This window comes from Belnapia arida (assembly GCF_016773205.1).
GTDB lineage: Bacteria > Pseudomonadota > Alphaproteobacteria > Acetobacterales > Acetobacteraceae > Belnapia > Belnapia arida.
In genome coordinates, this window is record NZ_JAETWB010000017.1 from 43,144 (window position 1) to 69,224 (window position 26,081).

20 protein-coding genes and 2 pseudogenes are annotated in these 26,081 nt (G+C 67.4%); 2 read left to right on the forward strand and 20 right to left on the reverse strand.

Annotation, left to right across the window (positions count from 1 at the left end; all coding sequences use genetic code 11):
- Positions 1-119 precede the first annotated feature (119 nt).
- The 9 genes from arsH to JMJ56_RS22460 all read right to left on the reverse strand — a co-directional run bounded on the left by arsH (position 120) and on the right by JMJ56_RS22460 (position 8,637).
- Positions 120-863, reverse strand: a complete 744-nt coding sequence (gene arsH / locus JMJ56_RS22420) for an arsenical resistance protein ArsH (RefSeq protein WP_202834006.1) — start codon at positions 861-863, stop codon at positions 120-122.
- A gap of 12 nt (positions 864-875) precedes the next feature.
- A complete protein-coding gene (locus JMJ56_RS22425; RefSeq protein WP_202834007.1) occupies positions 876-1,961 on the reverse strand; it encodes an ArsO family NAD(P)H-dependent flavin-containing monooxygenase in 1,086 nt (361 codons plus the stop codon).
- A gap of 7 nt (positions 1,962-1,968) precedes the next feature.
- Positions 1,969-3,063, reverse strand: a complete 1,095-nt coding sequence (gene arsB / locus JMJ56_RS22430; protein WP_202834008.1) for an ACR3 family arsenite efflux transporter — start codon at positions 3,061-3,063, stop codon at positions 1,969-1,971.
- Complete coding sequence (gene arsC / locus JMJ56_RS22435) at positions 3,060-3,503, reverse strand: arsenate reductase (glutaredoxin) (RefSeq protein ID WP_202834009.1); 444 nt, start codon at positions 3,501-3,503, stop codon at positions 3,060-3,062. The genes arsB and arsC overlap by 4 nt, the downstream gene beginning before the upstream one ends.
- A 14-nt stretch (positions 3,504-3,517) precedes the next feature.
- A complete protein-coding gene (locus tag JMJ56_RS22440; protein ID WP_202834010.1) occupies positions 3,518-4,162 on the reverse strand; it encodes a hypothetical protein in 645 nt (214 codons plus the stop codon).
- A gap of 95 nt (positions 4,163-4,257) precedes the next feature.
- On the reverse strand, positions 4,258-5,484 hold the full coding sequence (gene arsJ, locus JMJ56_RS22445) for an organoarsenical effux MFS transporter ArsJ (RefSeq protein WP_202834011.1): 1,227 nt from the start codon (positions 5,482-5,484) through the stop codon (positions 4,258-4,260).
- Complete coding sequence (locus tag JMJ56_RS22450; protein WP_456318797.1) at positions 5,484-6,572, reverse strand: ArsJ-associated glyceraldehyde-3-phosphate dehydrogenase; 1,089 nt, start codon at positions 6,570-6,572, stop codon at positions 5,484-5,486. The genes arsJ and JMJ56_RS22450 overlap by 1 nt, the downstream gene beginning before the upstream one ends.
- Entirely contained in the window at positions 6,529-7,389 is an 861-nt protein-coding gene (locus JMJ56_RS22455) for a metalloregulator ArsR/SmtB family transcription factor (RefSeq protein ID WP_202834012.1), read from the reverse strand. Before JMJ56_RS22455 ends, JMJ56_RS22450 begins: the two co-directional genes overlap by 44 nt.
- Positions 7,390-7,551: 162 nt before the next feature.
- Positions 7,552-8,637, reverse strand: coding sequence for a substrate-binding domain-containing protein (locus JMJ56_RS22460; protein WP_202834013.1), 1,086 nt, complete (start codon positions 8,635-8,637; stop codon positions 7,552-7,554).
- 1,198 nt (positions 8,638-9,835) lie between these two features.
- On the opposite strand from JMJ56_RS22460, the gene JMJ56_RS22465 reads away from it, so the two are divergent.
- Entirely contained in the window at positions 9,836-12,106 is a 2,271-nt protein-coding gene (locus JMJ56_RS22465) for a replication initiation protein (RefSeq protein ID WP_202834014.1), read from the forward strand.
- A 555-nt stretch (positions 12,107-12,661) separates the two neighbouring features.
- Here JMJ56_RS22465 and JMJ56_RS22470 read toward each other — a convergent pair.
- Both JMJ56_RS22470 and JMJ56_RS36240 read right to left on the reverse strand, forming a co-directional pair.
- Positions 12,662-13,393 carry a cation diffusion facilitator family transporter gene (locus JMJ56_RS22470; RefSeq protein WP_236038265.1) on the reverse strand — a complete coding sequence of 244 codons (732 nt, stop codon included), beginning with the start codon at positions 13,391-13,393 and terminating at the stop codon, positions 12,662-12,664.
- Positions 13,394-13,412: 19 nt separating this feature from the next.
- A pseudogene (locus JMJ56_RS36240) lies at positions 13,413-13,487 on the reverse strand (hypothetical protein); the annotation flags it as partial.
- 766 nt (positions 13,488-14,253) lie between these two features.
- On the opposite strand from JMJ56_RS36240, the gene JMJ56_RS22475 reads away from it, so the two are divergent.
- Positions 14,254-14,625, forward strand: a complete 372-nt coding sequence (locus JMJ56_RS22475; RefSeq protein WP_202834015.1) for a hypothetical protein — start codon at positions 14,254-14,256, stop codon at positions 14,623-14,625.
- Positions 14,626-14,683: 58 nt separating this feature from the next.
- Here JMJ56_RS22475 and JMJ56_RS22480 read toward each other — a convergent pair whose 3' ends face one another.
- The 9 genes and pseudogenes from JMJ56_RS22480 to JMJ56_RS22520 form a co-directional block, all read right to left on the reverse strand.
- Complete coding sequence (locus tag JMJ56_RS22480) at positions 14,684-16,042, reverse strand: sensor histidine kinase (protein WP_236038267.1); 1,359 nt, start codon at positions 16,040-16,042, stop codon at positions 14,684-14,686.
- Positions 16,033-16,787, reverse strand: a pseudogene (locus JMJ56_RS22485) (response regulator transcription factor). Before JMJ56_RS22485 ends, JMJ56_RS22480 begins: the two are co-directional and overlap by 10 nt.
- Before the next feature lie 16 nt (positions 16,788-16,803).
- Positions 16,804-20,076, reverse strand: coding sequence for an efflux RND transporter permease subunit (locus JMJ56_RS22490; protein ID WP_202834016.1), 3,273 nt, complete (start codon positions 20,074-20,076; stop codon positions 16,804-16,806).
- A gap of 11 nt (positions 20,077-20,087) precedes the next feature.
- Complete coding sequence (locus tag JMJ56_RS22495) at positions 20,088-21,344, reverse strand: efflux RND transporter periplasmic adaptor subunit (RefSeq protein WP_202834017.1); 1,257 nt, start codon at positions 21,342-21,344, stop codon at positions 20,088-20,090.
- A gap of 2 nt (positions 21,345-21,346) precedes the next feature.
- A complete protein-coding gene (locus JMJ56_RS22500) occupies positions 21,347-22,552 on the reverse strand; it encodes a TolC family protein (protein ID WP_202834018.1) in 1,206 nt (401 codons plus the stop codon).
- Between the two features lie 254 nt (positions 22,553-22,806).
- The gene (locus JMJ56_RS22505; protein WP_202834019.1) at positions 22,807-23,175 is read right to left on the reverse strand and encodes a hypothetical protein; all 369 of its coding nucleotides are present in this window, start codon (positions 23,173-23,175) and stop codon (positions 22,807-22,809) included.
- 12 nt (positions 23,176-23,187) lie between these two features.
- Complete coding sequence (locus JMJ56_RS22510) at positions 23,188-23,586, reverse strand: hypothetical protein (RefSeq protein ID WP_202834020.1); 399 nt, start codon at positions 23,584-23,586, stop codon at positions 23,188-23,190.
- Positions 23,587-23,743: 157 nt separating this feature from the next.
- Entirely contained in the window at positions 23,744-25,312 is a 1,569-nt protein-coding gene (locus JMJ56_RS22515) for an alkaline phosphatase (RefSeq protein WP_202834021.1), read from the reverse strand.
- Between the two features lie 254 nt (positions 25,313-25,566).
- Complete coding sequence (locus tag JMJ56_RS22520) at positions 25,567-26,004, reverse strand: MerR family transcriptional regulator (protein ID WP_202834022.1); 438 nt, start codon at positions 26,002-26,004, stop codon at positions 25,567-25,569.
- Between the last annotated feature and the right edge of the window lie 77 nt (positions 26,005-26,081).

Below are 26,081 nucleotides of genomic sequence, written 5' to 3' on the forward strand. Positions count from 1 at the left end.
CAGCCGTCGGCCCCCGAGCAGTCACGTTCGCATTCGTGAGGCGGTGGTGGAGCACGGACGGCCGGATGGGCACACAGCTGACAAAAGAGCAGCAGCGTTATGCTGCCACCCGCCTACCTTCAGCTCACCGCACCCGACATGACGGCGAGATCAGCCTTGGCCTGTTTTTCCGCCCGCTCCTTCCGCTCGCTGTAGCGGTCGGTCAGGTAGTCCGAGCGGTCGCGCAGTAGCAGGGTGAACTTCACCAACTCCTCCATGACGTCAACCACTCGGTCGTAGAGCGGCCCTGGCAGCATCCGGCCCGCCTCGTCGAATTCCTCAAAAGCCTTGGGCACCGAGGATTGATTGGGGATCGTGACCATCCGCATCCAGCGGCCGAGCAGACGCAGCGTGTTCACAGCGTTGAAGCTTTGAGAACCACCAGAGACCTGCATCACCGCCAGCGTCCGGCCCTGGGTCGGGCGGACACCGCGACTTTCGAGGGGAAGCCAGTCGATCTGGTTCTTGAGGATGCCGGTGACGGCGCCGTGCCGCTCCGGGCTGCACCAGACCTGGCCCTCGGACCAGAGGGAAAGCTCCCGAAGCTCGGCGCCCTTAGGATGGTCGGCGGGCACGCTGTCCACCAATGGCAGGTCGCGGGGGTCGAAGACCCGCGTCTCGGCGCCGAATCGCCGCAGGATGCGCTCGGCTTCGAGTGTCAGGAAGCGACTATAGGACCGCTCCCGGAGCGAACCGTAGAGCAGCAGGATCCGCGGCGGGTGCGTGCTGGCGCCGGGGATGCCGAGTTTTTCGATGGTCGGGATGTCGAGCTGCGCCTCCGAGACGTTGGGTAGCGATTGATCCGGAAGGTTCACGTCACGCATTCAGGTCTCCAATTAGGCGGCGTTCGCTGGCGGCGTTGCCGCCAAGGTGTCTCCGATCTCCTGGACGGCGCTTCGGGCAGCCCGCGTCACCCCGGCCAGCGTGGCAGAGGCGAGCCCGGTCCAATCGCCGTAGCCAACCAGCCACAGGCGTGGCTCGCGGACGGACCGGCCACCCCGGACCACGACGCGCCCATCCGGCTCCAGCACGCCGAGCGGCGCCAAGTGAGCGAGGGCCGGGCGGAAGCCCGTGCACCAGATGACCGCGTCCACCAGGCTGCGGCTGCCATCCCGCCAGACCACGCCGTCGGGCTCGAAGCGCAGGAATGGTCGAACGCTGCGCAGCGCGCCGCGGTCGCGGGCCTCCCGGACCGGCGGGACCATGACGATGTTGCCCAGGCCGCCTCTGGGCGGCCCGGGGTCGCGTCCTTCCTGTTGAGCCCGCACGCGCTCCGTCGCCCGCTCGAACAGCACGCGACCGTCCACCTCGTCCGGCAGGAAGGTTGGCGCCTGGGGCGTCATCCAGGTCACCTCGGCCACGAGCGACAGCTCGGCTAGGATCTGGGCGCCGGAGTTTCCGCCGCCGCCGACAAGGACTCGCTGGCCCACGAATTCCTGCGGCGAGCGGTAGGAGGAGGAGTGCAGCTGCCTCCCGCGGAAGCCCTCCGCCCCAGGGTACTCTGGGAGGAAGGTGCGATTGGCGCCGCCAGTCGCGCTGACCACGGCCAAGGCCGTCCAGCTGCCCGCATCGGTCCGGACCAGCAGGCGGTCACCGGCGCGCTCGACAGCCTCGACCCGGACTGGGCGCCGGACTGGCAGTTGGTATCTTTCCTCGTAGGCTGCGAGGTAGGCGGCCACGTGGTCCCGGCCGGGATACCCGCCACCCGGGACCGGCGGCATGGGCCAGCCCGGCAGCGAGCTCCACTGCGCGGGGGAGAAGAGCTGCAGAGAGTCCCAGGCCGACGGCCAGGCGCCACCCGGCCTCTCGTTGGCGTCCAAGATCTCGAAGTCTAGCCCCGTCCGGCGCAGGATATAGCCGACCGCGAGGCCAGACTGCCCGCCGCCGATGACGACGACCTGCCTGCTCTGAGTTTCCGGCATCCGGGGTCTAGCGAGCTGCCACCCGGCCTGCCCCTCGGTCGTACCAGCCGCGGGTCCGCATGACGATGTGGACCACGGAGAGCATCACCGGCACCTCCACCAGCACGCCGACCACGGTGGCCAGCGCGGCGCCGCTCTCGAACCCGAAGAGGCTGATGGCGGCGGCGACGGCGAGCTCGAAGAAGTTGCTGGCACCGATGAGAGCCGACGGCCCGGCCACGCTGTGCGCCGAACCGCACTGCCGGTTCAGCAGATAGGCGAGACCCGCGTTGAAGTAAACCTGAATGAGGATGGGCACGGCGAGCAGCAGGATGACCAACGGTTGCGCCAGGATCTGCTCGCCCTGGAAGCCGAAGAGCAGCACCAGAGTGGTCAGCAAGGCTACCAGGGACACCGGGTTCAGCGCCTTCAGCATGCGCTGGAGGGCTGCATCACCGCCGGAGGCCAGCAGCGAGCGCCGCCAGATCTGTGCCGCGACGAGAGGCACGATGATATAGAGCGCCACGGACAGCAGCAGCGTGTCCCAAGGCACCGTGATGGCCGAGAGGCCGAGCAGCAGGCCGACCACGGGCGCGAAGGCGACGACCATGATGGCGTCGTTCAGCGCGACCTGGCTGAGGGTGAAGTTGGGTTCGCCATCGGTCAGGCGTGACCACACGAAGACCATGGCCGTGCAGGGCGCGGCGGCCAGCAGGATGAGCCCGGCGATGTAGCTGTCAATCTGCCCTTCCGGGAGCCATGGCCGGAACAGCCAGCCGATGAACAACCAGCCTAACAGCGCCATGGAGAAGGGCTTCACCAGCCAGTTCACGCCGAGGGTGACGGCGATGCCGCGCCAGTGCCGAGTGACCTGACCCATAGCGGCGAAATCTACGCGGAGCAGCATGGGCACAATCATCAGCCAGATCAGCGCCGCGACCGGGATGTTGACTTGGGCGACCTCCATGCGGCCGAGCGCACGGAAGAAGCCCGGCATGACCGCGCCGAGCGCAATGCCCGCGACGATGCACAGCGCCACCCAGAGGGTCAGGTAGCGCTCGAAGGTGCCCATCGCCGCCTTGCGGCTCTGGATGGCGGCCTCCGCCTGAGCTGACGCGCTCATGCCGCCACTCCCTTCGCAACTCGGTGGCCTCGCTCATCGACGACAGGCTCGCCGTCCTCCTTGTCGAAGGCGCCGCGTTGCGGGTTCGGCAGGATGTCGAGCACCGTCTCGGACGGCCTGCACAGCTTCACCCCGAGCGGCGTCACGACGATGGGCCGGTTGATGAGGATGGGATGCGCCATCATGGCATCGAGCAGCTGGCCGTCGGTCAGGGCCGGGTCGCCGAGGCCGAGTGCCGCATAGGGCGTGCCCTTTTGGCGGAGCACATGGCGCACCGGCACACCCATGCGCCGGATGAGATCCGACAGCTCCTCCCGGGAGGGCGGCGTCTTCAGGTACTCGACGATGGTCGGCTCTTCGCTGCTGTTGCCGATGAGGCCAAGGACATTGCGGGACGTCCCGCAGGCGGGGTTGTGGTAAATGATGAAGCTAGTCGTCATTGAGCGGCCTCTAATTAGACAGCAGATAAACTAGGCGCAGGCCGATTTGCTGCGAGGTTGAACTGGTGCGGATAGTCCGCAAAGCGATGGATCGTCTTGGCGGTCAACTCATCCTCGGTCATCTGGAACAGGATGATCTCGCCGCCAATGCCAACACGCTTCGCTAACGGTTTTTGTTCATCTTCTTCCCGTTGTCGCATAACGATGTCGATGAAAAACGGCTCGAAGGGTTCAATCGAACCGGTGCTGACATCCACCTGCGGCTTGATGCCAAGACCATAGCGCAGCAATTCCGAGGCAAATCCATTCGGTGAACGGTATGCGTGACCGCGCATCTGCCTCTGATCCTCATCCCACCCAAAGATGTAGATCGTCGACGTGATGCTTTCGGGAAGCTCCTGCACAACCCCAGGCAGCACAGCAGTGAGCGCCCTGTCGACATCCACGACATGCCGACACAACGCTCCCGAAATAACAACGGAGAGGGCTCTCATGAGTGCCAGCTCAGATCCAGTCCCGGCCAGAAGGGTTCGCGCGTGGTGTATGGGAAAGACCTTCGATATGAATCGAACAGGTAACATGTCGGTCGCGCTGCTGACGAGCGTATCGCAGGCGACAGTCACCTGATCTTCTTGCAGCACCCAGTTCAAAGCGGTCATGGGCTGTCCAACTCGGAGGTTTTGAAGCTCGGATAATCCAACAATGCGGCTTCCACAGACCGTCAGAGCCTGCAGTGGCTAACCGAAGTGCATCCTTAGATCACGATCCGTCTTGCCTCGGCCCGCAGGGGCAGCATGAAGGTCAGCGCCATGCAGGCCGCCAGCATCGCCGCCGAACCCCAGAGGCATGCTTGAAGGCCACCCCACTGCGTCAGGATGCCGGACAGCAGGATGCCGAACAGGCGCCCTCCGGCATTGGCGGCGTAGTAGAAGCCGACGTCCTCGGCGGCCTTCTCCGAGCCTGCGTAGGCTAGGATCAGATAGCTGTGGAGCGACGAGTTGACCGCAAAGGCGAAGCCGAACACCGCCAAGCCGACGACCACGATGACATCCGGGCGCCCGACGCCGCCGGTGGCCAGCAGGAGGGCGATGGCGGCCGGGATCGCGGTTAGGGCCGCAGCCCAGAGCCGCGCCTCGGGAACCTCCCGCGACAGCCCGTCCTCGCTGCGGCGGACGACCGACGGCGCCAGGGCCTGCACCCCGCCGTAGCCGATGGTCCAGGCGGCGAGGAAGGTCGAGACCCCGACGTAGTGCCAGCCCTGGCTGTAGAGGAACACCGGCAGGCCCACGACGAACCAGACGTCGCGCGAGCCGAACATGAAGATCCGGGCGCCTGCCAGCAGGTTCACGCCCCGGCTCTTTGCCATGAGTTCCTTGAAGCTCTTTGATGCCTTCGCCTTGCCGAGTTCGCGCGGTAGCGACAGCAGTACGCCAGCCAGGACGACGGCCAGCAGGGCCACCAGCAGCCAGAGCGCCGGACGGAACCCCACGAACTGGAGCAGGGCGCCGCCCACGAAGAAGCCAAAGCCCTTCATGGCGTTTTTGGAGCCGGTGAACCAGGCCACCCACCGGAACAGCTGACCGGCGCCCTGCTGCGAGGTTGCCTTGATGGCTGACTTAGAGGCGGTCTTGGTCAGGTCCTTGGCCACCCCGGAGATGCCCTGGGCGGCCACCACCCAGGCGACCGACATGGCCGCGCCCCAGGCTGGGTCCAGCGCCGACAACATGAGCAGCCCGCAAATCTGTAGGCTCAGGCCGATCGAGAGCATGCGGGGGATGCCGAAGCGGGCCGCCAACCAGCCCCCACCGAAGTTCGCGAAGATGCCCGCTGCCTCGTAGAGCAGGAACAGGAAGGCTAGCGTGAACGGCGTGTAGCCGAGCTGGTAGAAGTGCAACAGCACCAGCATCCGCAACGCCCCGTCCGTGAGGGTGAACCCCCAGTAGGCACCGGTCACGACGAGGTAGTTGCGGATGCCTGACATCATGCTCCCCGTTCGATGACAATGTTGGCCAGGTCCACCATCCGACAGGCATAGCCCATCTCGTTGTCGTACCAGGCGTATACCTTCAGCAGGGTGCCGTCGGTCACCATGGTGCTTGGCCCGTCGACGATCGCACTGCGGGTATCGTTGGCGTAGTCGGCCGAAACCAGCGGCCTGGTCTCGAAGCCGAGGATGCCCGCGAGCGGTCCCGCCGCCGCCGCGCGGAACAGCTCGTTGACCTCGGTTTCGGTGGTCTCGCGCCGCATCTCGAAGACGGCATCCGTCAACGAGGCGTTCAGCACCGGTGCCCGGACGGCGTGACCGTTCAGGCGGCCCTTGAGCTCGGGGTAGATGAGCGAGATGGCGGTGGCGCTGCCGGTTGTCGTCGGCTGGAGGGACAGCATGGCCGAGCGGGCTCGGCGCAGGTCCTTGTGCGGCGCGTCCACGACCACGTTGGTGTTGGTCGGGTCGTGGATGGTAGTGATTTGGCCGTGCCGAATGCCGATGGCCTCGTGGACAACCTTCACCACAGGGGCGAGGCAGTTCGTGGTGCAGGAGGCGGCGGTCAGCAACCGGTGTTCCCGCGGGTCGTAGCGGTCGTCATTAACGCCGACGACCACGTTCAAGGCGGAGCCGTCCTTGACCGGCGCCGCGACGATGACCCGCTTAACGCCCCGGTCGAGGTAGCCCTGGAGCTGCTCCTGCTTCAGGAATTTGCCCGTGCATTCCAGGACGATGTCGCAGCCCAAGTCGCCCCAGGGCACCTCGGACGGGGCGGCTTCCGCGCTGAAGCCGATGTGCCGGTTGCCGATGGTGATGGCGCGGCCATCCTCCGCCCCGATCCGCTCGCGCCAGCGGCCGTGGATGCTGTCGAACGCGAGGAGGTGGGCGGTAGCCTCGGCGCCGCCCTTGAGCTCGTTCACATGGACGACGTCCAGCCGGTTGCCCGCGCGCGGATCCTCGTTCTCCCGGAATACGCCGCCCAGGCCCGCGCGGAGCGCCAGCCTGCCGATGCGGCCCATACCATTGATGCCTATGCGCATCTCAACGGTCCTTTGCGACGGAGAGGGGGGCCTGCGCGAGGTCATCCAGCTGGTGCCGCAGCGACATGCGGTCCAGCGCATCGAACTTCAGGTTGGTGAAGATGCCGATACGCCGATGCAGGCTGGCGTAGAGCTCATTGAGTAAGAGCACCCGCTCGCTGGATCCTGGCTCGAACTTGCCGGGTCCTGGCAGTGGCCAGGATGCAGTGATAGCCCGGTCGCCGAAGTCGGGGCAGTTCTGACCCTGAAGGGTGTCGCACAGCGCTATTACGAAATCCATGCGGGGCGCTTCTCTGTGCAGGAACTCTTGCCAGGATTTGCTCCGAATGCCCGACACGTCATGGCCAAGGGTCTTGAGCTTCTCCACGACCTCCGGCATGGGTTGGGGCGCCGGATCGGACCCCGCCGAATAGGCCCGGAAGCGGTCCCCTCCCAGCTTCCTCAGAACCGCCTCAGCCATCAGCGAGCGCGCGGAGTTACGCGTACAAAGGAAGAGGACGTTGAAGGCAGGCTTCATCGGGGAGTTCTCCGGGGAGGAGGCGAGCATTGGCAAGGTCAGCGCTCCACAAAGCTCAGGTTGGCCGCCGCAACAGGACTCTGTGAGAAAGGCGATGGTTTGACGGAGGCGGTCGACCTGGACGGCGTAAATCAGGCTGCGGCCCTGCCGGGTTGGGCGGATCAACCCCACCTGCTCCAGGGCCCGCAGATGGAAAGACAAGGTAGAGGGCACGATGCCTAGGGCTGTGCCAATTGCTCCCGCGGAGAGGCCGCTGGGGCCTGCTTCGAGAAGCGCGCGCAGCAGCTCCAGGCGGGACTCCTGGCCAAGGGCGGCGAAAACATCGGCAGCCGTTGAAGATTCCATCGTTTTTAACCTCGGCAGCCGCTGCGCGGCGCCGGACCCCCTGCTGCTGCGGGCATGCCGCTGCGGCTAGTCGTCATGTAATCACCCTCTGGACCTCGCCGCTCACTTACTAACAATTACGGTGATTATGATGAGCGACTGGGTTTCTGAGATTGAAGCGCATCAATCATTTGGGCGCCGCATCATGATGGTGCGGTCTCGCACCACAGCCCGAACCTGCAGCAGGCGTTCGGAGTCGACGGGCACCAAGCCGATACGCAGAAGGTAACCACCGGACCCCATAGCGCCGTCGGAGACATATTCAGCAAGGAACTCTTTAAGGCCTGGCACCCGTTCGAGGTTCGGCCGCTTCACATACAAGAAGAGAGGCCGCGAGAGAGGGTAACGCCCAGAGGCAATGGTCTCGGCGGCATCATCCACGCCCTCGATGGAGGACCCTTCGATGCGCTCCCTGTTGGCTTGCAGGAAGCTGAAACCGAAGACGCCGAGCGTACCGTCGCGGCCCTCCGTAACGCGACGTACGATGGCTTGGTCGTCCTCGCCGCCGTCGACCCAGCCTCCGTCCTCCCTCACAGTGCTGCAGAGGCGGGTCCGCTCAGCGGCATCCGTGATGACCTGGATTTCCGGAAACGTCCGGCAGCCTGCCAACATCGCTAGTTCGGTGAAGCTGTCGCGGGTGCCGGAAGTTCGCGGCGGTCCGATGACGCTGATGGGCCAGTCTGGCAAGGAGGCCGAGATTTGGCGCCATGAGGTGAACGGGTTCGGTACAATGCGCCCGCCCTGCGGTACCTCCTTGGCCATCCCCATCCACAGTTGAGCCAGAGTAAAGTTGGGCGAAGGCAACCCTCTGCGATGTGCCACGACGATACCGTCGAACCCGATTGGGATTTCCATTATTTCGTTCACGCCGTTTCGGACGCATAAGCTGAACTCGCCAGCCGTCATGCGGCGTGATGCGTTTTGGACGTCAGGATGCTGGAGGTTAGAACCTCGGCAAAATTGTGCGAAGCCATGCACAGTGCCGGTGCTGGTAACCTGCACCCGCTCCCCTCCTGCCGCTCTCGCAATGCTGCTGGCGACTGCGGAAGTGAAAGGGAACACTGTCGAGCTGCCGGTTACCTGGACCGTTTCACGTGGCTGTGCAGCCGCTGGATGACCGTACATGGCCAGCATGGCCGCAACTACTGCAGCAATCAAAACCTTGCTCGACTTGCGGCCAAACGGGCCTCCGTCCTTCTCACGCCTCATCTGACCACCACGACACCGCTCCTCCGCTGATGTCGGCCGATGTCCCGCAACGAAAGCCAGCATAGCTTTGAGACCTTCCACGCAAACACCCAGACAAGAAAGCTCAATTCGAGGTTTGCAGAAAGGTCATAGAATGCCGATGGGATGTTGTCTGTTACAGAACAGTGAAATCCCATGGGCTTGGGTCCGGCTACACGGGATCCATGGGTGCGCTGAAGCAGTTTGATGAACCATGCGCTTGGCTGAACAACAGTAGGGTACGAAGCAGGAGCATCCGTAAGGCGGCGGCTCTGATACGGCCTGCAACGGAGACCGTCGATTTTGGCGACTACTGCAATGGCTCGAGTGCGGCTCAACGGTGTTGGGGCGTTGACACGACAGTGTCATATAGAAGAGTTTGCGGCTTGTTAGCCATGAGACAGGCCATGAACAAGCCGCAGCAGGTAATCTTGAAGGCTTACCGAGACCACCGTCTTGAGGTTTCAGACGACGGCGGTGATGGATGGGTTCTCGTCTTGTATTCACCGGACGGAGTACGCTCTGCAACATTCCGAAGCAGTGTTCCGAACGGGTTAAATATTCTAATTGCGGAGGCTGAAAATACCGTCGACCGCCGCTTTGACGGCTGCCCATGGGAAAGGGCGCCGTAAGCTGAACGGCCTGAACGGACAGTCGACGGGGACAACTCGGACTGTTTCCACCAACGTCACATCCAGTGTCGAGCCGGTCGGGTTGCGTCGCCACAGTTCTGCTTGAAGCAGCTGACGGTAGTCGAGGACGCGAGCGATCCACCATGCCCTGCATACTCGCGCGAAGTTAGGCGGCCTAGCCCAGCACCTCCGCAACGCGGGAGGATTCGCGCCATAGAGGCAATGGTTAGGCGTCGCAGAATCCTCTCTCAACCCTGCCGTTCTCCGGTCGCTGATACCCCACAAGCTGTCGTTCCCTACTTTTAGTTTAGGTTTTTCTTCTAGGAGAATCGGCATTTTGAGCAGAATGTAGGAATCGGGTCCGGAACCGAAGCCCTTCAGGTCTCGTCGGACATCGTGTTTGTAACGAGGCCGTGAATGGATTCCCATCCGGCTCGCGTCGAAAGCGCGGGCAATCAGGACAGCGCTGACGCGGCGGCTACGCCTGTGCGTGCCAAAACGCGCCAGCGTAAGCTTGGAGTGCGACGGCCTCGGAGGCGTAAACCGGAATGCGACGCAGCCTGGATTATCCGCTACGGCGAAAAGTACACTACTCTGTCCAACGCAGCACATCACAGACGCATGCGGTGCCGGACCCGGGACCGCATGCGGAAGAGAAGCCGGACCCGCCTGAAGCTGACAAAGACCAGTCTGCCCGAGTTGAGGCGGAAACGGCGAAAACAATTTTACCTCACTCGGAAGCGCTCGACGCCAACGTTGAGGCTCAGACGAGCAAGCCTGCATCGGCCGCCCCAAAAGAGGCAAAACCCAAGCCGACTGCCGAAATGATTGCGCTTTTCACAGATGCGGCACGCGAACGCAGACGGTCAACAGAAGCTTGCGTCAAACTACGGATGGAAGTGGGCTTCCAATGGTGGGGCGGGTTCTTCGCAGAGAGCAAAACCTATTTCCGCCCCGAATTTTGCTACCGCGGATTGGTGTCCTCCGAGCACCCAATCCTGCAGCTGTTCGCATCCAAAGTACCTAAGGTTCGGCGTTTATACGTTGGAGACCATAAGGGTGAGGCGTACCGCAGCGACAGCAAGCTGCTGGCACTCGACGCAGCTTACGTCGAAGACAACAAACGGGTCTGTGGCGTTCTCCGCATTGAGGTAGACGCTATCCTGGCGTGGGACGACATTGCTGACGCATGCCGGACGGCTGGCGTACCGCTCCCGAATTTGGTGGTTGGCTGGGAGGACAACGATGGGCGGGTCCACCATCCACACCTCTTCTGGTTGTTGCACGACAGCGTCCCGATGGAGGGTGAGCGATGCGCTCGGTTCAGCGCTCTCTACCGAGGCGTCCTCCGCGGTCTCACCAAAGCCCTGCTGCCGCTCGGTGCCGACCCTGGCGGCCTCCTGAATAGCCACAGGCACAAAAACCCTCTCAGCCCGATGTGGCAGCGGCGCATCTTGGCAGAGCAGCCCTATGACCTCGGCGTGTTGCGTCAGCACGTCGACATCAACGTCCGCATGGACGCGCTGCGGGAGTTGGCCGCTGCGCAGCAGCGCAGTCCGACGCTCTCACCGGAACATCCCGACCCACTCATCGCCGCCGGGTCAAATCGCTTGTTTGCGCATCTGACATCTTGGGCGCGGCAAGAGGTTTGGCCGCACAAGGCTGCCGGTCGTGACGAGCAAGAGTTCAGCGCCAGAGTGGCAGCGGAGGCCATGCGCCTCGCTGACAGCCTAAGCGGCGATGGCCGACGTGCTGAGAAGAAGGCTTTGGTGACTGCCGCCAAAGTCGCTCGGTGGACTTGGCACGTCTATAAGGCTCGCGCTCCGAAACCGGTTACGTCCAACCCGGTTGACTTGGCGGAACGCCATGGCGCTGGTGGCCGGATGACAGCCGAATCCCGCAAAGCACGCTCTGAGGGTTTGATTGTCGCGGCCGCCACCCGTTTGGCAAAGGAACTTGGCCGGACGCCGACCCAGGCCGCAGTGCTGGCAGCCGTCCAAAACGAGGGTATCGTCAGCGAACGGACTGTCCGGCGCCACTGGGATGCGGTTCGCTCGGCGATGGCCAATGGGGCCGAAAGCGAGCCCGCAAACAACCGGACAGACGCTGTCCCCCATGTAAAAAAGGGCCACCTCAATTCGGCGGAAACGGAAAACCCTTCGCTTGCTTCCCTGCTCCCGGTAACCCACGACCTGGAGATGGTACCCACCCCCTGCCGTGAGGCTACCGCTGTACAGGTAGAACTTCCCGCACTGGCCATGGCAGACGTGGTAACCCACTCAGAGCCGGTGGTACCCGATATCCGGGAGAGGATTCCGCTTGGCGCCGCCGTGGCTGTGGTGGACCCCTCGAGCATGGTACCCAGCCCATTCCCCGCAGTAGCCTCTGTCGGCGCGAACCCTTCCGTGCTTGCCATAGCAGACTCCCCCGACGTGGTACCGCCCAAAGCTCCTGTGACATCCGGGGTTCGAACAGAAATTCTCTATGGCGCTTCCATGGTGGATTCTACCAGCGTGGCGACGTCTTTGTGCTCTACGACATCCGATGTCCGGGCAGGGATTTCCTCCGGCCCGGACATGGTGAACTCCTTGAGCGTGGTACCCGACCCACGTCCTGCGGTGTCCCAGATGCGGGTAGAGACTCTCGCCGTGGCTGCCGAGATGGAGTCGTCGGCAGTGGTATTTGCCTGTCGCCCGGCGCTGCCTAATCCCTCAAAAGAGCATTGCTTGCTCCCCGTGGGAGACCGACGGGATATGGTAAACCACTCCTGCCTAACGGAAGTCCCGGGTTGGGAAGAGATGTTTCCAATTCCGTGGTAGACTCTCGTGGCGCTGCTCTAACTCGCGACCGAGAAGCTTCTGACCGAGGCACGCGAGGTCAGGGGGATATGTCGCTCATGTCCGTCGCATTCGTCAGCTCCTGGGCCTCATTTACCTCGACGAGCGCCTGTGGGCCCGGGCGGCGGTCCCGCCCCGTTCAGCCGAGAGGGCCTCAGGCCCGGGACACCGACCCTGCGGTGTCCATCAGAATGTCGATGATGGCGTCGTGCCCGCCTTTGATGACGTCGCCCGGAGCGCCCTGGTCGAAGCCGGATTCTGCCACGTCCTACGGCGCACCGACGACGCCGACGCTCACCATCAGGAGGACCAGCGCGAGGCGGTGGCCACGCTTCCCATCGAGCGTCTGGCCGAACACGAACAGTGTCAGCCAGAGCGTCAGGGCAAGGATGCTGCATGCGTGCAGGACACGGTCGAACTACCAGAACTTCTGCTCCAGGTCGAACACGTTGCCCGTGGCGTTCGTCATACCCAGAACGGTGAGCAGCGCCCAGGCGATTGCTCGGCTCCAGGAAGTCGGCTGCATGGTCCCCCGCATCAGACCACGTGGTCCGGCCGCAGCCCGCAAGCCTGTGCCGTCTCGGGCGTCTCCAGCTGCACCGTGGGGTGGGCAATCCCGAACCGCTCCCGGCACCCGGACTGCACGCGCAGGAGCAGCTCGCGGTCTGCCCGCGCGTCGTCTCGAACGAGATGCACCGTCAGCGCCGTCTCGGTCGTTCCCATGGCCCAGATGTGCATGTCGTGCACCTCGGTCACGCCGGGCATGCTGGCGAGCCATGCCTTGACCTCGTCCGGGGCGATGCCCGCCGGGACGGCGCCCATCGCCAGGTTCACAGAGTCCCGCGGCAGGCCCCAGGTCCCAACCAGGATTACCGCGCCGATGGCGAGGCTGACCGCCGGGTCCAGCCATAGCCAGCCGGTCCAACGGATAATCAGCGCGGCAACGATGACGCCGATCGTCACCCCAGCATCCGCCGCCATGTGGAGGTACGCGCCCCGGACGTTGATGTCGCCCTTGCGGCCTGCGGCGAAGAGCCACGCCGTCCCGGCGTTGACAGCCACCCCGACCGCCGCCACCCAGAGCACCGTCCCGTTGGCCACCGGCTCGGGTTCGGCGAGGCGCCGGACCGCCTCCCAGCCAATGGCACCGACCGCGACCAGCAGGAGGACCGCGTTGACCAGCGCTGCCAAGGTGGAGCTCGCCTTCCAGCCGTAGGTGCGGCGCCGCGTCGGGCCCCGCTTGGACAGCAGCGTCGCCCCCCAGGGCAAGCAGCAGGCCGAGCACGTCCGAGAGGTTGTGCCCGGCGTCCGCCAGCAAGGCCAGCGAGCCGGACAGGATGCCGAACACGCCCTCCAGGACCACGTAGATCGAGTTCAGGGCGATGCCGATTAGGAAGGCCCGCCCGAAGTCCGCGTGCGAGTGCCGGGGCCGTGCGCGAGGGAGTGCCCGCCGTCGTGGTCGTGGTCATGCCGCATGTCGAGTTCCCCTGTGCCCTGCCCTGTAAACGCCCGGCCCGGCGCTGCTCTTTGTCGGCGTGGAGGGCACGAGCGGCCGCGGGCCCGGAGACGGCTGACCGGGCGCATGCCAGCGGCGCCCGAGACTGACCGGCGCGGAGCTGGCGCCGCGGAGGATTGCCCAGATTAGGCCCTCCTCCCGACATGCGCTCGACACACCCCCCGTGCACTTGGAGCGTGCCAGAGTCGGAGAAACAGCCGTCATGCGCCGGGTCACCACGATTGCCGCATTGGTTCTGCTCGCCTTGGGGCCAGCCTGCGCCCAGCCATACTACGGCGGCGCGCCCGTCTACCCGGGCTATGGACCGGCCCCATACGCGGCCGCTCCGCGATACTGGGGCGGCGGCGGGCACCATCATCACTACGTGCCGCAGCGCCACCATCACCATCACGCGCCGCCGCATCACCACGGTGGTCACCACCATGGTGGTGGGCACCGCCATGGCGGCGGACATCACCACGGTGGCCATCACGGCCGTTAAGCAGCGGCTTCATGCCCGGCCACGCCTTGCAACAAATGGATGCACCGCCGTGCACCCCCGTGACATGGCGGCCCGACATCGTCGCCTGTCACGGCTGCCACCTCCTGGCAGCCAGCACAGGAGAACACACGGATGAAGCTTCGCAACGCTCTGGCTGCCGCCCTGCTACTGACCGCGACAGGCGCCCTGCCCGCCCTGGCGGACGATGACGCCGGTCGTCCACGGATCCTGGCCCAGGCCGCCAGCCAGCGGGACCGGGCGCCCCACTTCGATCCGACGCGTGGGGACGGCCCGCAGCCGCACAACCCGAGCGCCACGTCGAACCACTCTGGCGGCGCGGCCGCGCATTTCGACGCCCCCAGAGGCGACGGCCCGCAGCCGCACCGCCCGGACGGCGTCGCCACCCAGTCGCCCAGCGGCGCACCCGCCCACTTCGACGCGACCCAGGGCGGCGGCCAACAGCCGCATGCCCCCGGCCGTGGCGCGCCCCAGCCGGGGCGCTGAGCGCCACCTCCCGCCGGGTACCCGCCTGCCGTTACTAGATGCCAGGGATTGACCGCGGCTAGGCAGGCGTGACCGCCGACGTTGGTGGAGACAATGGCAGCTTGAGGACGGCGATCGTGCCCCCTCCCGGAGCGCTGGCGAGTTCCAGCGCTCCCCCGTGGGCCTCGGCGATCGCCTTGGCGGTCGGTAGGCCGAGGCCGCTGCCGCCGCCCGCCGCGCGCGCCCGATCGCCGCGGAAGAATGGCTCGAAAACCCGGGCCAGATCCTCCGGCGGCACGCCGGGACCGCGGTCTCCGACCCGCACCTCGACGCCGCCCTCCCTCACCGTCACCTCGACCCAGGGGTTGGCGCCGTACTTGACCGCGTTCTCGACGAGGTTGCGAAGGACGCGCTTCAGCGCCACCGGCCGCGCCAGCACCGTGGCCTCGTTGAGGTGCCGCTCCTCCACATCGGTGCCGGTTTCGGCGAACTCGTCCACCACCACCTGCACCAGGTCCGTGACCGAAACCGGAACGGCGGGTTCACCGCCGCCGTCCGCGCCACGCAGGTAGGCGAGAACGTAGCCGACCATGCCCTCCATCTCTGCAAGGTCGCGCTGCACCGTCCGGCGGAGGGCGGGGTCCGGCAATTCGTCGGCGCGCAGTTTCAGCCGCGCGAGCGGCGACATCAGGTCGTGCGAGAGCGCCCCGAGGGCGAGCGAGCGCTGGCGCAGCAGGTCGCGGACCCGATGCAAGGCTCCGTCGAGCGCTTCCGCGACATCACGCACCTCCCGCGGCCCTCCCACCTGTGGCAGCGGCGCGTCACCGTCGGGCTGCAAATGCCGGACCGTGCGCGCCAGCTTGGCCAGCGGCGCCGCCGAGACACGCGAGGCCAAGGCTACGCAGAGCAGCAGCGCGACGGCGACCGCGCCGACGGCAACCCGGAATGCCGTGTCGTCCGCGGCGATCAACGACACGGCCAGGACACGCGCGTTCACCCAGGAGCCGTCCGCGAGTCGTACGCTGACAGCCACGTCCTGAAGGGCGCCGTGCTCGGCGTCGGACAGGCCAGCGGCGATACGGATCTCCCGCGTCACCTCGGCCAGGCGGCCGACATGGGCCAGGTCCGATGCCGCCCTGGCGCGGTCCGACGGCAGGTCCGGCGCATCGCCCCAGGAAAGGGCGAGATCGGAGCCGGAAAGGACTTGGGCGAGGCGCTTGCGGTCGGGAACCGCAGCCGCCGCAACGGCGTCGACCGCCCCGGCTATGCGGTGGGCCGCGACCTCGGCGGCACCCCGTTCGGCCGCCTGCCGCAGGAGGGCCGCGTGCACGATAAGGCTCACCAACAGCAGGACCACGAGGGCGAACACGCCGGGAGCGAGGATACGGACAAGGAGCGTGTCCGGCGGCCAGCGCCGCCGTGCGGCGGTCATCGCCATTCCACGTCGCAGGCAAGCATGTACCCGGCACCGCGAAGGGTTTTGATCACCCCGGCCGCCTCGTCCTGTCGACCGCCGAGCTTGCCGCGCAGGCGGCTGACCTGGGCGTCGACCGAACGGCCAAGTCCACCGAAGGCGCGCCCGCGCGCCAGGTCGAGCAGCTGGTCACGGGAGAGCACGCGCTGCGGCCGCTCGACGAAGGCGAGCAGCAGGTCGTACTCGCCGCTGGTCAATTCGACCCGTCCACCGCCCGGCGAGGTGAGCTCGCGCCGCCGCGTGTCGAGCGTCCAGCCGCCGAAGGCGGCGCGGTCCCGAGCGCCGGTCTCGGTGGACGCCCAGTCGCCATCCCGGCGCCGCAGCACGGCGCGGATGCGGGCGACGAGCTCGCGCGGGTCGGGCGGTTTTACGACGTAGTCGTCGGCGCCGAGCTCGAGTCCCACGACGCGGTCGGGCGCCTCGCCGAGTGCGGTCAGCAGGATGATCGGAAGCCGCCCCGCGCCCGGATGTCGCGGCAGAGCTCGAAACCCGAGCGGCCGGGAAGCATGACGTCCAAGAGGACCAGGTCCACACCGGCCACATCCGCCAGCACCTCGGCCATCTCGACGCCGTTGCGCGCGCCGGTCGCCCGGAAGCCACTCCGGCGCAACAGGGACAGCAGCAGCGGCCGCAGCTCCCCGTCGTCCTCGACGACAAGGATGTGGCGGCCCTCTCCCGAGAGGACCGGCGCCGGGTCGGCCGTGGTCATGCCCGCGTCCCCTCGCTTATCTGGCCGGGGCGGGACGGCCCGCCCGCGCGGCGACCTCGGGTTCCGGCACGGGCCGTAGCCCCGCATCCTCCGGCGGCGCATCGGCGCTGCCGAACCGGGCGTAGAGGGCGGGGAGCACCATCAGGGTGAGCAAGGTCGCGGTAATCAGGCCACCGATGACCACCGTGGCGATCGGCTTCTGGACCTCGGCGCCCGCCCCGGTGGCAATCGCCATCGGCACGAAGCCGAGCGAGGCGACGAGCGCGGTCATCGCCACCGGCCGCAGCCGGTCCATCGCCCCCTGCCGGATGGCCTCGTCCCGGCCCAGCCCCTCGCCGCGCAGCTGCTTGATGTGGTTCAGCATGACCAGGCCATTCAGCACCGCCACGCCCGAGAGCGCGATGAAGCCGACCGCCGCTGAGACCGACAGCGGCATGCCACGCAACCAGAGCAAGGCGATGCCGCCGGTCAGCGCCAGGGGCACCGCGCTGAACACCAGCAGGGCGTCGCGCGGCGATCCGAGCGCCGTGTAGAGCAGCAGGAAAACCAGGAAGAAGACCCCGGGCACCACCACCATCAGCCGGGTGCGCGCCGCATCCAGGTTCTCGAACTGCCCGCCCCAGGTGACGAAGTAGCCGGGCGGCGGCCGGACCTCACGCTCCACCCGCGCCTGCGCCTCGGCCACCACGGAGGCGATGTCGCGCCCGCGGACGTTGGCGGTGACCACGACGCGGCGCCTGCCGTTCTCGCGGCTGACCTGGTTCGGACCCTCGGTCAGGCGGAAGGAGGCGAGGCTGCGGAGCGGCACCGTGGCGGCACCACCCGCGCGGGTCTCCCCGGGCAGGGCCACCGGCAGGTTACGCAGGGCCTCGAAGTCGGCGCGCACCGCCTCCGGCACCCGGACGACAATGGCAAAGCGGCGGTCACCCTCGAAAACCCATCCCGCCTCCCGCCCGCCGATGGCTGTGCCGATGACCTCCTGCACCGCGCTCAGGCTGAGCCCGCGCCGCGCGATCTCGCCCTTGTCAACGGTGATCTCGAGGAAGGGCAGCCCGGTCGCCTGCTCAACCCGAACGTCCTCGGCGCCCGCCACGCCGCGCAGGATGCCCGCGACTTGGTTGGCGGCCGCGAGCATCGGCCCGAACTCTTCGCCGAAAACCTTTACGGCGAGGTCGCCGCGTGTGCCCGCCAGCAGCTCGTTGAAACGCATCTGAATGGGCTGGGTGAATTCGTAGTTGTTGCCGGGCAGTTGTCCCACGGCCTCCTCGATACGCCGCACCAGCTCCTCCTTGGGCAGTGTCGGGTCGGGCCACTGGTCGCGCGGCTTCAGGATGATGAAGGCGTCCGAGACGTTGACCGGCATCGGGTCGGCCGCCACCTCCGCCGTGCCGGTTCTCGAGAAAACCACTGCGGCTTCGGGAAAGCGGGAGACCGCGTCCTCGACCCGGAGCTGCATCGCCTGCGACTGGGTCAGGGAGGTCGAGGGGATGCGCAGCGCGTGCATGGCGATGTTGCCCTCGTCGAGCTGCGGGATGAACTCCGAGCCGAGCCGGGCGCCGAGAAGAAGCGAGCCGACGAAGAGCAGCGCCGAGGCGCCGATGACCGGCAACGGGCGCCGCAGGGCCAAACGCAAGGTCGGGGCGTAGGCGCGCTTGAGGGCCAGCACCAGCCAGTTGTCCTTCTCCTGCACCTTGCCGGTCACGACCAGCGCCACCATTGCGGGGACGAAGGTCAGCGAGAGGACGAAGGCTACCGCCAGCGCGATGATGACGGTCAACGCCATGGGCGCGAACATCTTGCCCTCGACGCCCTGAAAGGTGAGCAGCGGCACGTAAACCAGGATGATGATTCCTTGGCCGAACACCGATGGCCGGATCATCTCCCGGGCCGAGGCGGCCACCGTCCGGAGGCGCTCCTCCAGGGAAAGGGCGCGCCCGAGCGCGTGCTGCCGCCCCGCCAGGTGGCGCAGGCTGTTCTCGGCGATGATGACGGCGCCGTCCACGATGAGGCCAAAGTCGAGCGCGCCGAGGCTCATCAGGTTGGCGCTGATGCCGCCCTCCAGCATGCCGGTCGCGGTCAACAGCATGGTCACGGGGATGACGAGCGCGGTGACCACCGCCGCCCGCAGGTTGCCGAGCAGCAGGAACAGCACGACCACGACCAGCAGCGCGCCCTCGGCGAGGTTCTTGGCCACCGTGTGTATAGTGGCGTCGACTAGCTCAGTGCGGTTGAGAACGGTGCGCAGCTGGACGCCGGGCGGCAGGCTGCGGGCAATCTCCTTCACCTTGGCATCCACCGCCGCGGCGACCGTGCGGCTGTTCTCACCGATCAGCATCAGCGCGGTGCCGACCACCGCCTCCTTCCCGTCCGCGCTGGCGCTGCCGGTCCGCAACTCCCGCCCGACCTCGACCCGGGCGATGTCGCGCACCCGCAGCGGCACACCCTCGCGGGTCGCCACCACCACGTTGCCGATGTCGTCCAGGGTCTCCAGACGTCCGCCCGAGCGGACGACGTAGCCCTCGCCGCCACGCTCGAGGTAGCCTGCGCCGCGGCTGGCGTTGTTGCGCTCGAGTGCCTCCGCCACGTCGGCGAAGGACAGGCCGAGTCCGATCAGCCGGGCCGGGTCGGGCTGGACGTGGTACTGCTTCACGAACCCGCCGATGGCGTCCACACCCGCCACGCCCGGCACGTTCCGGAGCTGCGGCCGGATGACCCAGTCCTGCAGGGTGCGAAGGTAGGCCGTTCGCTCTAGCTCCGTGGCGAGGCGCTGTCCTTCGGGAGTCAGATAGCTCCCGTCCGCCTGCCAACCCGGTCTGCCGTCGCGTACGGTGTCGCCCTCTTTCCGGGGCGCCCAGTCCACGGTCCACATGTAGACCTCACCGAGGCCGGTCGAGATCGGGCCCATGCGCGGCTCGGCGCCGGGCGGCAGCAGCTCACGCGCTTCGGTCAGCCGCTCCAGCACCTGCTGGCGCGCGTAGTAGATGTCCACGTCGTCGCGGAAGATGGCGACGACCTGGCTGAAGCCGTTCCGCGAGAGCGAGCGCGTGGACTGCAGCCCGCGGATGCCCGCCAGTGCGGTCTCGACCGGGAATGTGACCTGTTTCTCGACCTCATAGGGCGAGAGGGCGGGCGCCAGGGTGTTGATCTGCACTTGGTTGTTGGTGATGTCCGGCACCGCGTCGATGGGCAGCGACTGCAGCGAACGTAGGCCGAATGCCGCGGCGGCAGCCACCAGCAGGACAACGAGCCAGCGCTGGTGGACCGAGAAGTCGAGGATGCGTGCGATCATGTGCTGCAGCCCTAGTGCGAGTGCTCGGCTTCGGATTTCCCGAGTTCGGCCTTGAGGACGAAGGTGTTCGCGGCGGCGTAGCGCTCACCCGCATCGAGGCCGAAGACCACCTCGACGCCCTCTTGGTCCCCGCGGCCGAGCACCACCTCGCGCCTTTCGAAACCCTCGGGCGTGCGGACGAAGACGACGGTCTCGCCCTCGATCTCCTGAACCGCGCTGCGGGGCACCAGCACATCGACACGCTGCTCCTCGCTGGCGACCTCGGCGGTGGCGAAGCCGCCGGGCCGGAAGGCGCCGTCCGGATTCGGCACCTCGACCACGGCGCGGGCCGAACGCGTCTCCGGGTCCAGCACTGGGCTGAGAAAGACGATACGGCCCTCGCCGCGCACCTCGCCCTCGCCTCGGATGCGGACCGGCATGCCCTCCTTCACGAAGGACAGGTCGCCCGGTGGCACCGCCATCTCCACCCAGACGGTTGACAGGTCGGCGAGCGTGTAGACCTCGGCTTCGGCCGATACCGCATCGCCGAGCATCTTGGGGCGGGCGGTGATCCGCCCCCCGATGGGCGCGTGAACCTCCTGGCGCCTGAGTGCCTCGATGGGCTGGCGCGGCAGAGCCTCGATCTCGGCCCCGCCGAGGCCGATGGCGGCCAGCTTCTGGCGGGCGAGGTCGAGGCGGATCTGCGCTTCCTGCCAGTCGGTCCGCGCCTTAAGGAAGTCCTGCTCGGCGGAGATCCGGCGTTGCCATAGTCGCTGCTCGCGCTCGAAGGTGACGCGGGCGAGTTCGGTGGTGCGCAGCGCGGCCAGGTACTCCCCTTTCGCGGTGGCGATCTCGGCACTCTCGACCACTGCCAGCACCTCGCCCGCCGCGACCGTGTCGCCAAGGCGCCGGTTCAGGGCGGTGACGATACCCGCCACCCGGGCGGGGACATGGGCCAGTCGTTCGGCGTTCGCGGCCACGGTCCCCGGCAGTGAAACCCGTCGCGCCACGGAGCCGGGGCCCGCCTCCGCCACCTCGATCTTGGCGCCCGCGATTTGCTGCTCCGTCATGCGGAGGGTGCCTTCGGGGGCCTCGTCGCCGTGTTCCTCCCCCGGACTGTGGGCGTGGCCCTTGCCTTCGGCATGCTCGGCGGCACGGGTTGGAGCTGCCATCTCAACCGCTGGAGCAAGGCCGAGACTGGACCGCAGCGTGGCGGGAACGCTGGGCAACAGCACGGCGCCGCCAAGGGCCACCACGATACCGGCGAGGAAGCCGAGGATGTACTTCATGGTCACTGCCTCGCTGAAGGATCAGGAGCCGAAACGGGGACGGTCGCGCGGCCGCGCAGCCGGGCGATGTCGGCGCGGACCTGCTGCACCTCGAGCAGGGCGGCGTTGAGTTGCTCGCGGGCGTCGGACAGGGCGCGCTGGGCGTCGAGCACCTCGAGCAGCGAGAACTTGCCCCCAGCGTACCCTTCCCGGGCCGAGGCGGCGGCCTCCCCGGCGGCTGGCAGGACGACACGGCGGAGCGAGTCCGCAGCGCGCCACGCCTGGTCCAAGCGCCGCTCAGCGTTGGCCAGGGATGCGTCGAGGTAAAGCCGACCGCGCTCGGCCTCCGCCTCAGCCCGGTTCAACTCGGCACCGGCCCGGAGGATGTTGCCCTGGTTCCTGTCGAAGATGGGCAACGGCACGCTGAGGCCGAGCACGAAGGCGGTGTCCCCGCTCGCTTCCCGGAACCGCCGGACGCCACCACCCACGGCGACGTCCGGGATGGCGTTGCGGCGCTGCAGGTCCAACTCGGCGCGACGCTGGTCGATGAGCGCGTCCAGCCGGGTGCGGTCGAGTTGCCCCGGCGGCAAGGCCGCCGCCCGGGCAGGCTCGGGGCGCGGGCCGAGGTCGTCGAACCACGCTGCCCGGGCGGGCATGACGTCGACCCCCAACGTCGCCAGAAGCACCGAGAGGGCGCGAAGTGCCGACCCCGCCTCCCGTTGCGAGCGCTCGGCGAAGACCGCGGCGGTCTCCCGCGCGACCTCGGCGCGGCGCTGCTGCGGGAACGCCTCGCGCCCGGCCTCGACCCTGGCGCGGGTCGCGCGCAGCACCTCGTCGGCCAGGCGCACCCGCTCGCGGGCGATCTCCACCGCTCGGCCAGACGCCACCGCCTCGGCCAAGGCCCGGACCACCTCGCGCGCCAAGTCCAGGCGCACGGCCTCGACATCGAGGCTGGTCAGCGCCACGGCGCGGTCCGCGGCCGTCATGCGCGCCTGCCGCTTGCCACCGGTCTCGATGCGCTGGGACAGGCTGTAGGTGGTCTCGAGGGAACGGATGCCGCCGTAGGATCCGCTGCCGCCGATGTTCTCGGCGTTGAAGGAGAAGTCTGGGTTCGGGCGCAGCCCGGCTGTCACCCGGTCACCCTGCGCCGCCTGCCTTCCGGCCTCCGCGCTGCGCAGGATGGGCGCGCGCGCCAGGGCGAGCGCGACCGCCTGCTCGGGCGAAGTCACCAGGAGCGCGGTTCCCGCTTCAGTGGGAGGCGACGCCACCCGGGCAGGGGCCGCCTGCGCCACCCGGTGGCGTGCCGGAGGGTCGGCCGCGTCGGACGGAGTGGCGGTCGTGGCGAGGATCGCCGCGCCCACCAAGGCGAGCAGAAATCGGCAACGGAGATGAATCGGCATGGCACCCGGGACTGACTGAATACGAGGCGTGCCGCCGTCCCCGGTCTGTCCAGGGCACGGTGGCTATGACGGCTCTGCTTCGGTCAGGCCCGCGGTGGGCGTGCTGGCGGGGGCGCCTCAAGCGAGGCGTGGGCGCGTGTCGTGTAAGCCGGGTGGCCCACGATGATGAAGGCGATGGGTGCGACGGCCAGCGGTGGTGCCAGGCGGTCCGCCAACTGGCAGGCGCAGTGGGCGCCCGAGTGAAGGATGCCGTGCGGGCGCGACGGCGTGTCCAGACCACCGTCCTGGTCCGCGGCGGTCGACGCGGCCACCGTCACCGGTTCGGCGCCGGAGGGAACGGCGTCGGCGGCGGATGGCACCAGCAGGGAGGCGAGCAGGAAGGCGACGGCGAGAAGGCGGGCGATGACCGCCCACCCCTTCACCAGCCTCATCCTGCTTGTGCCCAGGTTCATGGTCGGCCCGCCTCAGCGCACCGGGTCGAGGTTGAAGCGGCCGGTTCCGAGGTCGCCGCCGGGGCCGCGCAGGGTCACTGTCGCCCGGAACTTGCCGTCGAAGGGGAAGTCCACCGGCGCCACCATTCGGTTGGCACCCGCCGGGCGGAACTCGAGCGTACGGCGCTCATTGCCACGGGCCAGCACTACGGCGGACGCGCTATAGGAGGCCGCGTCCACAGGCTGGTCCCGCTCGTCCCGGACCAATAGGGTGGCCTCGGCACCACGAACAGTCAGCTCGACCTCGTGGCGGCCGATCTTTACCTCGTTCCCGCTGTGCGCGTGCCCGTGTCCAGAGCCCTGGGCGCGCGCACCCGCGGCCCAAACCAGGATCGGCGCTAAGCCGCCAGCGAGCAACAACCTGCGGTCCAAGCCGACTGACCTCCACCAACGTGACCAAATGGTAAGGTAGAGGGTGCCCGCCTTCAAGTGGCGCCGGTGTCATGCCAAGGGGGCGCCAACTGCCCGAACGGACGGAGGCCCAGAGTGCCTGGCGGTCCGTCGACCGCCAAGCATCCCGGTTCAGTGGTCAGAGATACCAGTTCCCGGTGGCCTCGTAGTTGGCGAGGACCTGAGCCGCGAGGGCGTTCCAGTCCACCGGCTCCTGCGGCGCGACCGGCTCGTCAGTCCCGTCCTCGCCGACCTGGTCCAGCAGGTAAGCGCCGAGCTCGGCCTGGTCGGTGTAGTCACGGCCGCTGCCCGCAACCCGGTTGCCGTCCGCGTCGAGGACGGCGTCCTTCTGATCAGCAAGGGCGGCCACACCCTCCGCACCGGCGCCGAAGGCGTAGAGCGGCACGAGTTGGTTCGAGTGGCTGTCGCCAAACCACTGATACTCGGGCACGCCGTCGCCGTCGCGGTCCTCCTGGACGCGCTGGTAGGGGATGGTCTCGCCCTCCGGCCCAAACAGCAGGTGGTCGTGGTCGGCGGTGACGATGAGCAGCGTGTCCTCGAACGTCGCCGCGCTCTCCTCCGAGTTGACCCAGTCGATGGTTGACTTCACGGCGGCGTCGAAATCGACGTACTCCTCGATCATTCGGCCGAAGTTGTTGCCGTGCATCGCCCGGTCCACGCCGCCGCCTTCGATGGTGAGGTAGAAGCCGTCGTCATCGGTGCCGAGCTTGTTGAGCGCCGCCTGCGACAGTTCAGTCAACGTCGGCGAGCTCTCCAGGCGGGGAACGTCATACGGCTTCTCGTTCTCAGGGTCGCCGTCCGCGCGGTAGAAGTTGGTGCCGGTGAACGCCTGGGCGATCATCGCCAGCCGGTCGTCCGTCGGGTCGCCCGACCCAGCCGCCTGGATGTCGGCGCGGTCCTGCAGGAGCTCCCAGGAGGAGCCGTCGTCCGACCGGAAGGTGCCGTCCTTGAGGGCCGTCCAGACGTCCTCGCCGACCCAGTCGTAGCGGGCCTCGGCAACTGGCTGACCGTCGTCGTCGTAGTCCGGGTTGCCGGTGCCGCCGATGACGTCGAGGACACCGGCCTTGAACATCTCCTCAGCGATCTCGGTGCGATTGGACCGCGCGACGTTGTGCGCCCCGCCGCCCGCGGCGGGCGTCGCGTCGCTGAACTGGACGGTGGAGACCACGCCGGTCGCCTTGCCCTCGGCGTTGGCGGCCTCGGCCAGAGTGAGTAGCGGGTCACCGGCGCCGTCCACGTTGACCGCGTTGTTGTAGGTCTTCACCCCGGTCATCATCGAGGTCATCGTGTTCGCAGAATCCGGCGCCGTGCCCCGGTTCCAGTCGTATCCGTCGAAGCCGCGCGTGAAGCCGTCGGCGTTCTCCCCCTCGACGGGGGTGAAGTCGTAGTTCTGCTCCGGAGAGTAGACGGTCGCGGGGTTCTGGAGGAGACCGGCAGGGGCCGGGAGCGGCTCGCTGCGTGTGTCGAGCGGGTAAACCGATTGCGCCACCTCGACGAACCCATCCCCGTCAATGGCAAGCTCGCCGACCGGACCGCCTCGTGCGTCCCCCAGGTACTGGCGGGTGGCCTCGAGCGTATTGAAGCCACCGCCATCGGCAACCATGACGATGATGTTCTTGATCGGTCCCGAGCCGCTCGCGGCGTCGTCGCCCACTGGCTGGGATGTTCCGGATTCCATGTCTGCCATGTCTGCCCCCGTGCGGCTTGCCTGTGCCCGTGGCCGCTTGGATGACGACGGGCGCGGCAATGAAGCGGGAGCGATGAGGGGCGTCGATGGATGTGAGGTTAAGTTCCTGTAGCGTTACCAAAGGGTCGGCAATGTCATTGCCAAGCAGGCAGCGCGCTTGCACCCGGGTTTGTAGGCGGCCGGTTACTCGCAATACATCTCTCTCAGCCGGAGAAGCGTCAGGCAGACGCCAGCCATGCCACCCCTCAGCGGCGTCACGCCCTCCGGGAGATACCCGCTGGGCCAAACTGCGGTGACAACGCCTGCACGATGCGGCACTCGGCGACGGTACCGTGACGGCACTGGCCGATGAGGTCCCGCAGTTCATGCCGGAGCGCCTCGAGGTCGGCAATCTTGCGCTCGACCTTCTCCAGGTGCTCGCGGGCCACCCGGTCCACGGCGTCGCAGGGCTGGTTTCGGTCGTCGGCGAGCTGGAGCAGGTCGCGCACCTGGTCGAGCGAGAACCCGAGGTCTCGGGCACGCCGAACGAAGCTCAGCCGCTCCAGATGCTCCGCCCCGTAGGCCCGGTAGTTCCCAGAGGTCCGCTCAGGCGCCGCGAGGACACCGACCCGCTCGTACCAGCGAATCGTCTCTACTTTGGTGCCGGTCGCCTTCGCCAGGTCGCCGATGCTGAATGAGATTTCCGACGGCATGACCTTGACCCTGTAGCGGCCACAGGGTCCATATGAGGCGCCATGCTCCCCTGGCGCAACCCAGGGCAACCCGAGAA

What these genes read in the sequence shown, in the direction of transcription:
- JMJ56_RS22455 (WP_202834012.1), bottom strand. Translation starts at nt 7,389, where the DNA reads ATGGAATCTTCAACGGCTGCCGATGTTTTCGCCGCCCTTGGCCAGGAG.
- arsH (WP_202834006.1), bottom strand. Translation starts at nt 863, where the DNA reads ATGCGTGACGTGAACCTTCCGGATCAATCGCTACCCAACGTCTCGGAG.
- JMJ56_RS22425 (WP_202834007.1), bottom strand. Translation starts at nt 1,961, where the DNA reads ATGCCGGAAACTCAGAGCAGGCAGGTCGTCGTCATCGGCGGCGGGCAG.
- JMJ56_RS22515 (WP_202834021.1), bottom strand. Translation starts at nt 25,312, where the DNA reads ATGGCAGACATGGAATCCGGAACATCCCAGCCAGTGGGCGACGACGCC.
- JMJ56_RS22440 (WP_202834010.1), bottom strand. Translation starts at nt 4,162, where the DNA reads ATGACCGCTTTGAACTGGGTGCTGCAAGAAGATCAGGTGACTGTCGCC.
- arsC (WP_202834009.1), bottom strand. Translation starts at nt 3,503, where the DNA reads ATGACGACTAGCTTCATCATTTACCACAACCCCGCCTGCGGGACGTCC.
- arsJ (WP_202834011.1), bottom strand. Translation starts at nt 5,484, where the DNA reads ATGTCAGGCATCCGCAACTACCTCGTCGTGACCGGTGCCTACTGGGGG.
- JMJ56_RS22480 (WP_236038267.1), bottom strand. Translation starts at nt 16,042, where the DNA reads ATGGCGATGACCGCCGCACGGCGGCGCTGGCCGCCGGACACGCTCCTT.
- JMJ56_RS22465 (WP_202834014.1), top strand. Translation starts at nt 9,836, where the DNA reads ATGCGACGCAGCCTGGATTATCCGCTACGGCGAAAAGTACACTACTCT.
- JMJ56_RS22475 (WP_202834015.1), top strand. Translation starts at nt 14,254, where the DNA reads ATGAAGCTTCGCAACGCTCTGGCTGCCGCCCTGCTACTGACCGCGACA.
- arsB (WP_202834008.1), bottom strand. Translation starts at nt 3,063, where the DNA reads ATGAGCGCGTCAGCTCAGGCGGAGGCCGCCATCCAGAGCCGCAAGGCG.
- JMJ56_RS22490 (WP_202834016.1), bottom strand. Translation starts at nt 20,076, where the DNA reads ATGATCGCACGCATCCTCGACTTCTCGGTCCACCAGCGCTGGCTCGTT.
- JMJ56_RS22495 (WP_202834017.1), bottom strand. Translation starts at nt 21,344, where the DNA reads ATGAAGTACATCCTCGGCTTCCTCGCCGGTATCGTGGTGGCCCTTGGC.
- JMJ56_RS22450 (WP_456318797.1), bottom strand. Translation starts at nt 6,572, where the DNA reads ATGACCTCGCGCAGGCCCCCCTCTCCGTCGCAAAGGACCGTTGAGATG.
- JMJ56_RS22460 (WP_202834013.1), bottom strand. Translation starts at nt 8,637, where the DNA reads ATGAGGCGTGAGAAGGACGGAGGCCCGTTTGGCCGCAAGTCGAGCAAG.
- JMJ56_RS22505 (WP_202834019.1), bottom strand. Translation starts at nt 23,175, where the DNA reads ATGAACCTGGGCACAAGCAGGATGAGGCTGGTGAAGGGGTGGGCGGTC.
- JMJ56_RS22520 (WP_202834022.1), bottom strand. Translation starts at nt 26,004, where the DNA reads ATGCCGTCGGAAATCTCATTCAGCATCGGCGACCTGGCGAAGGCGACC.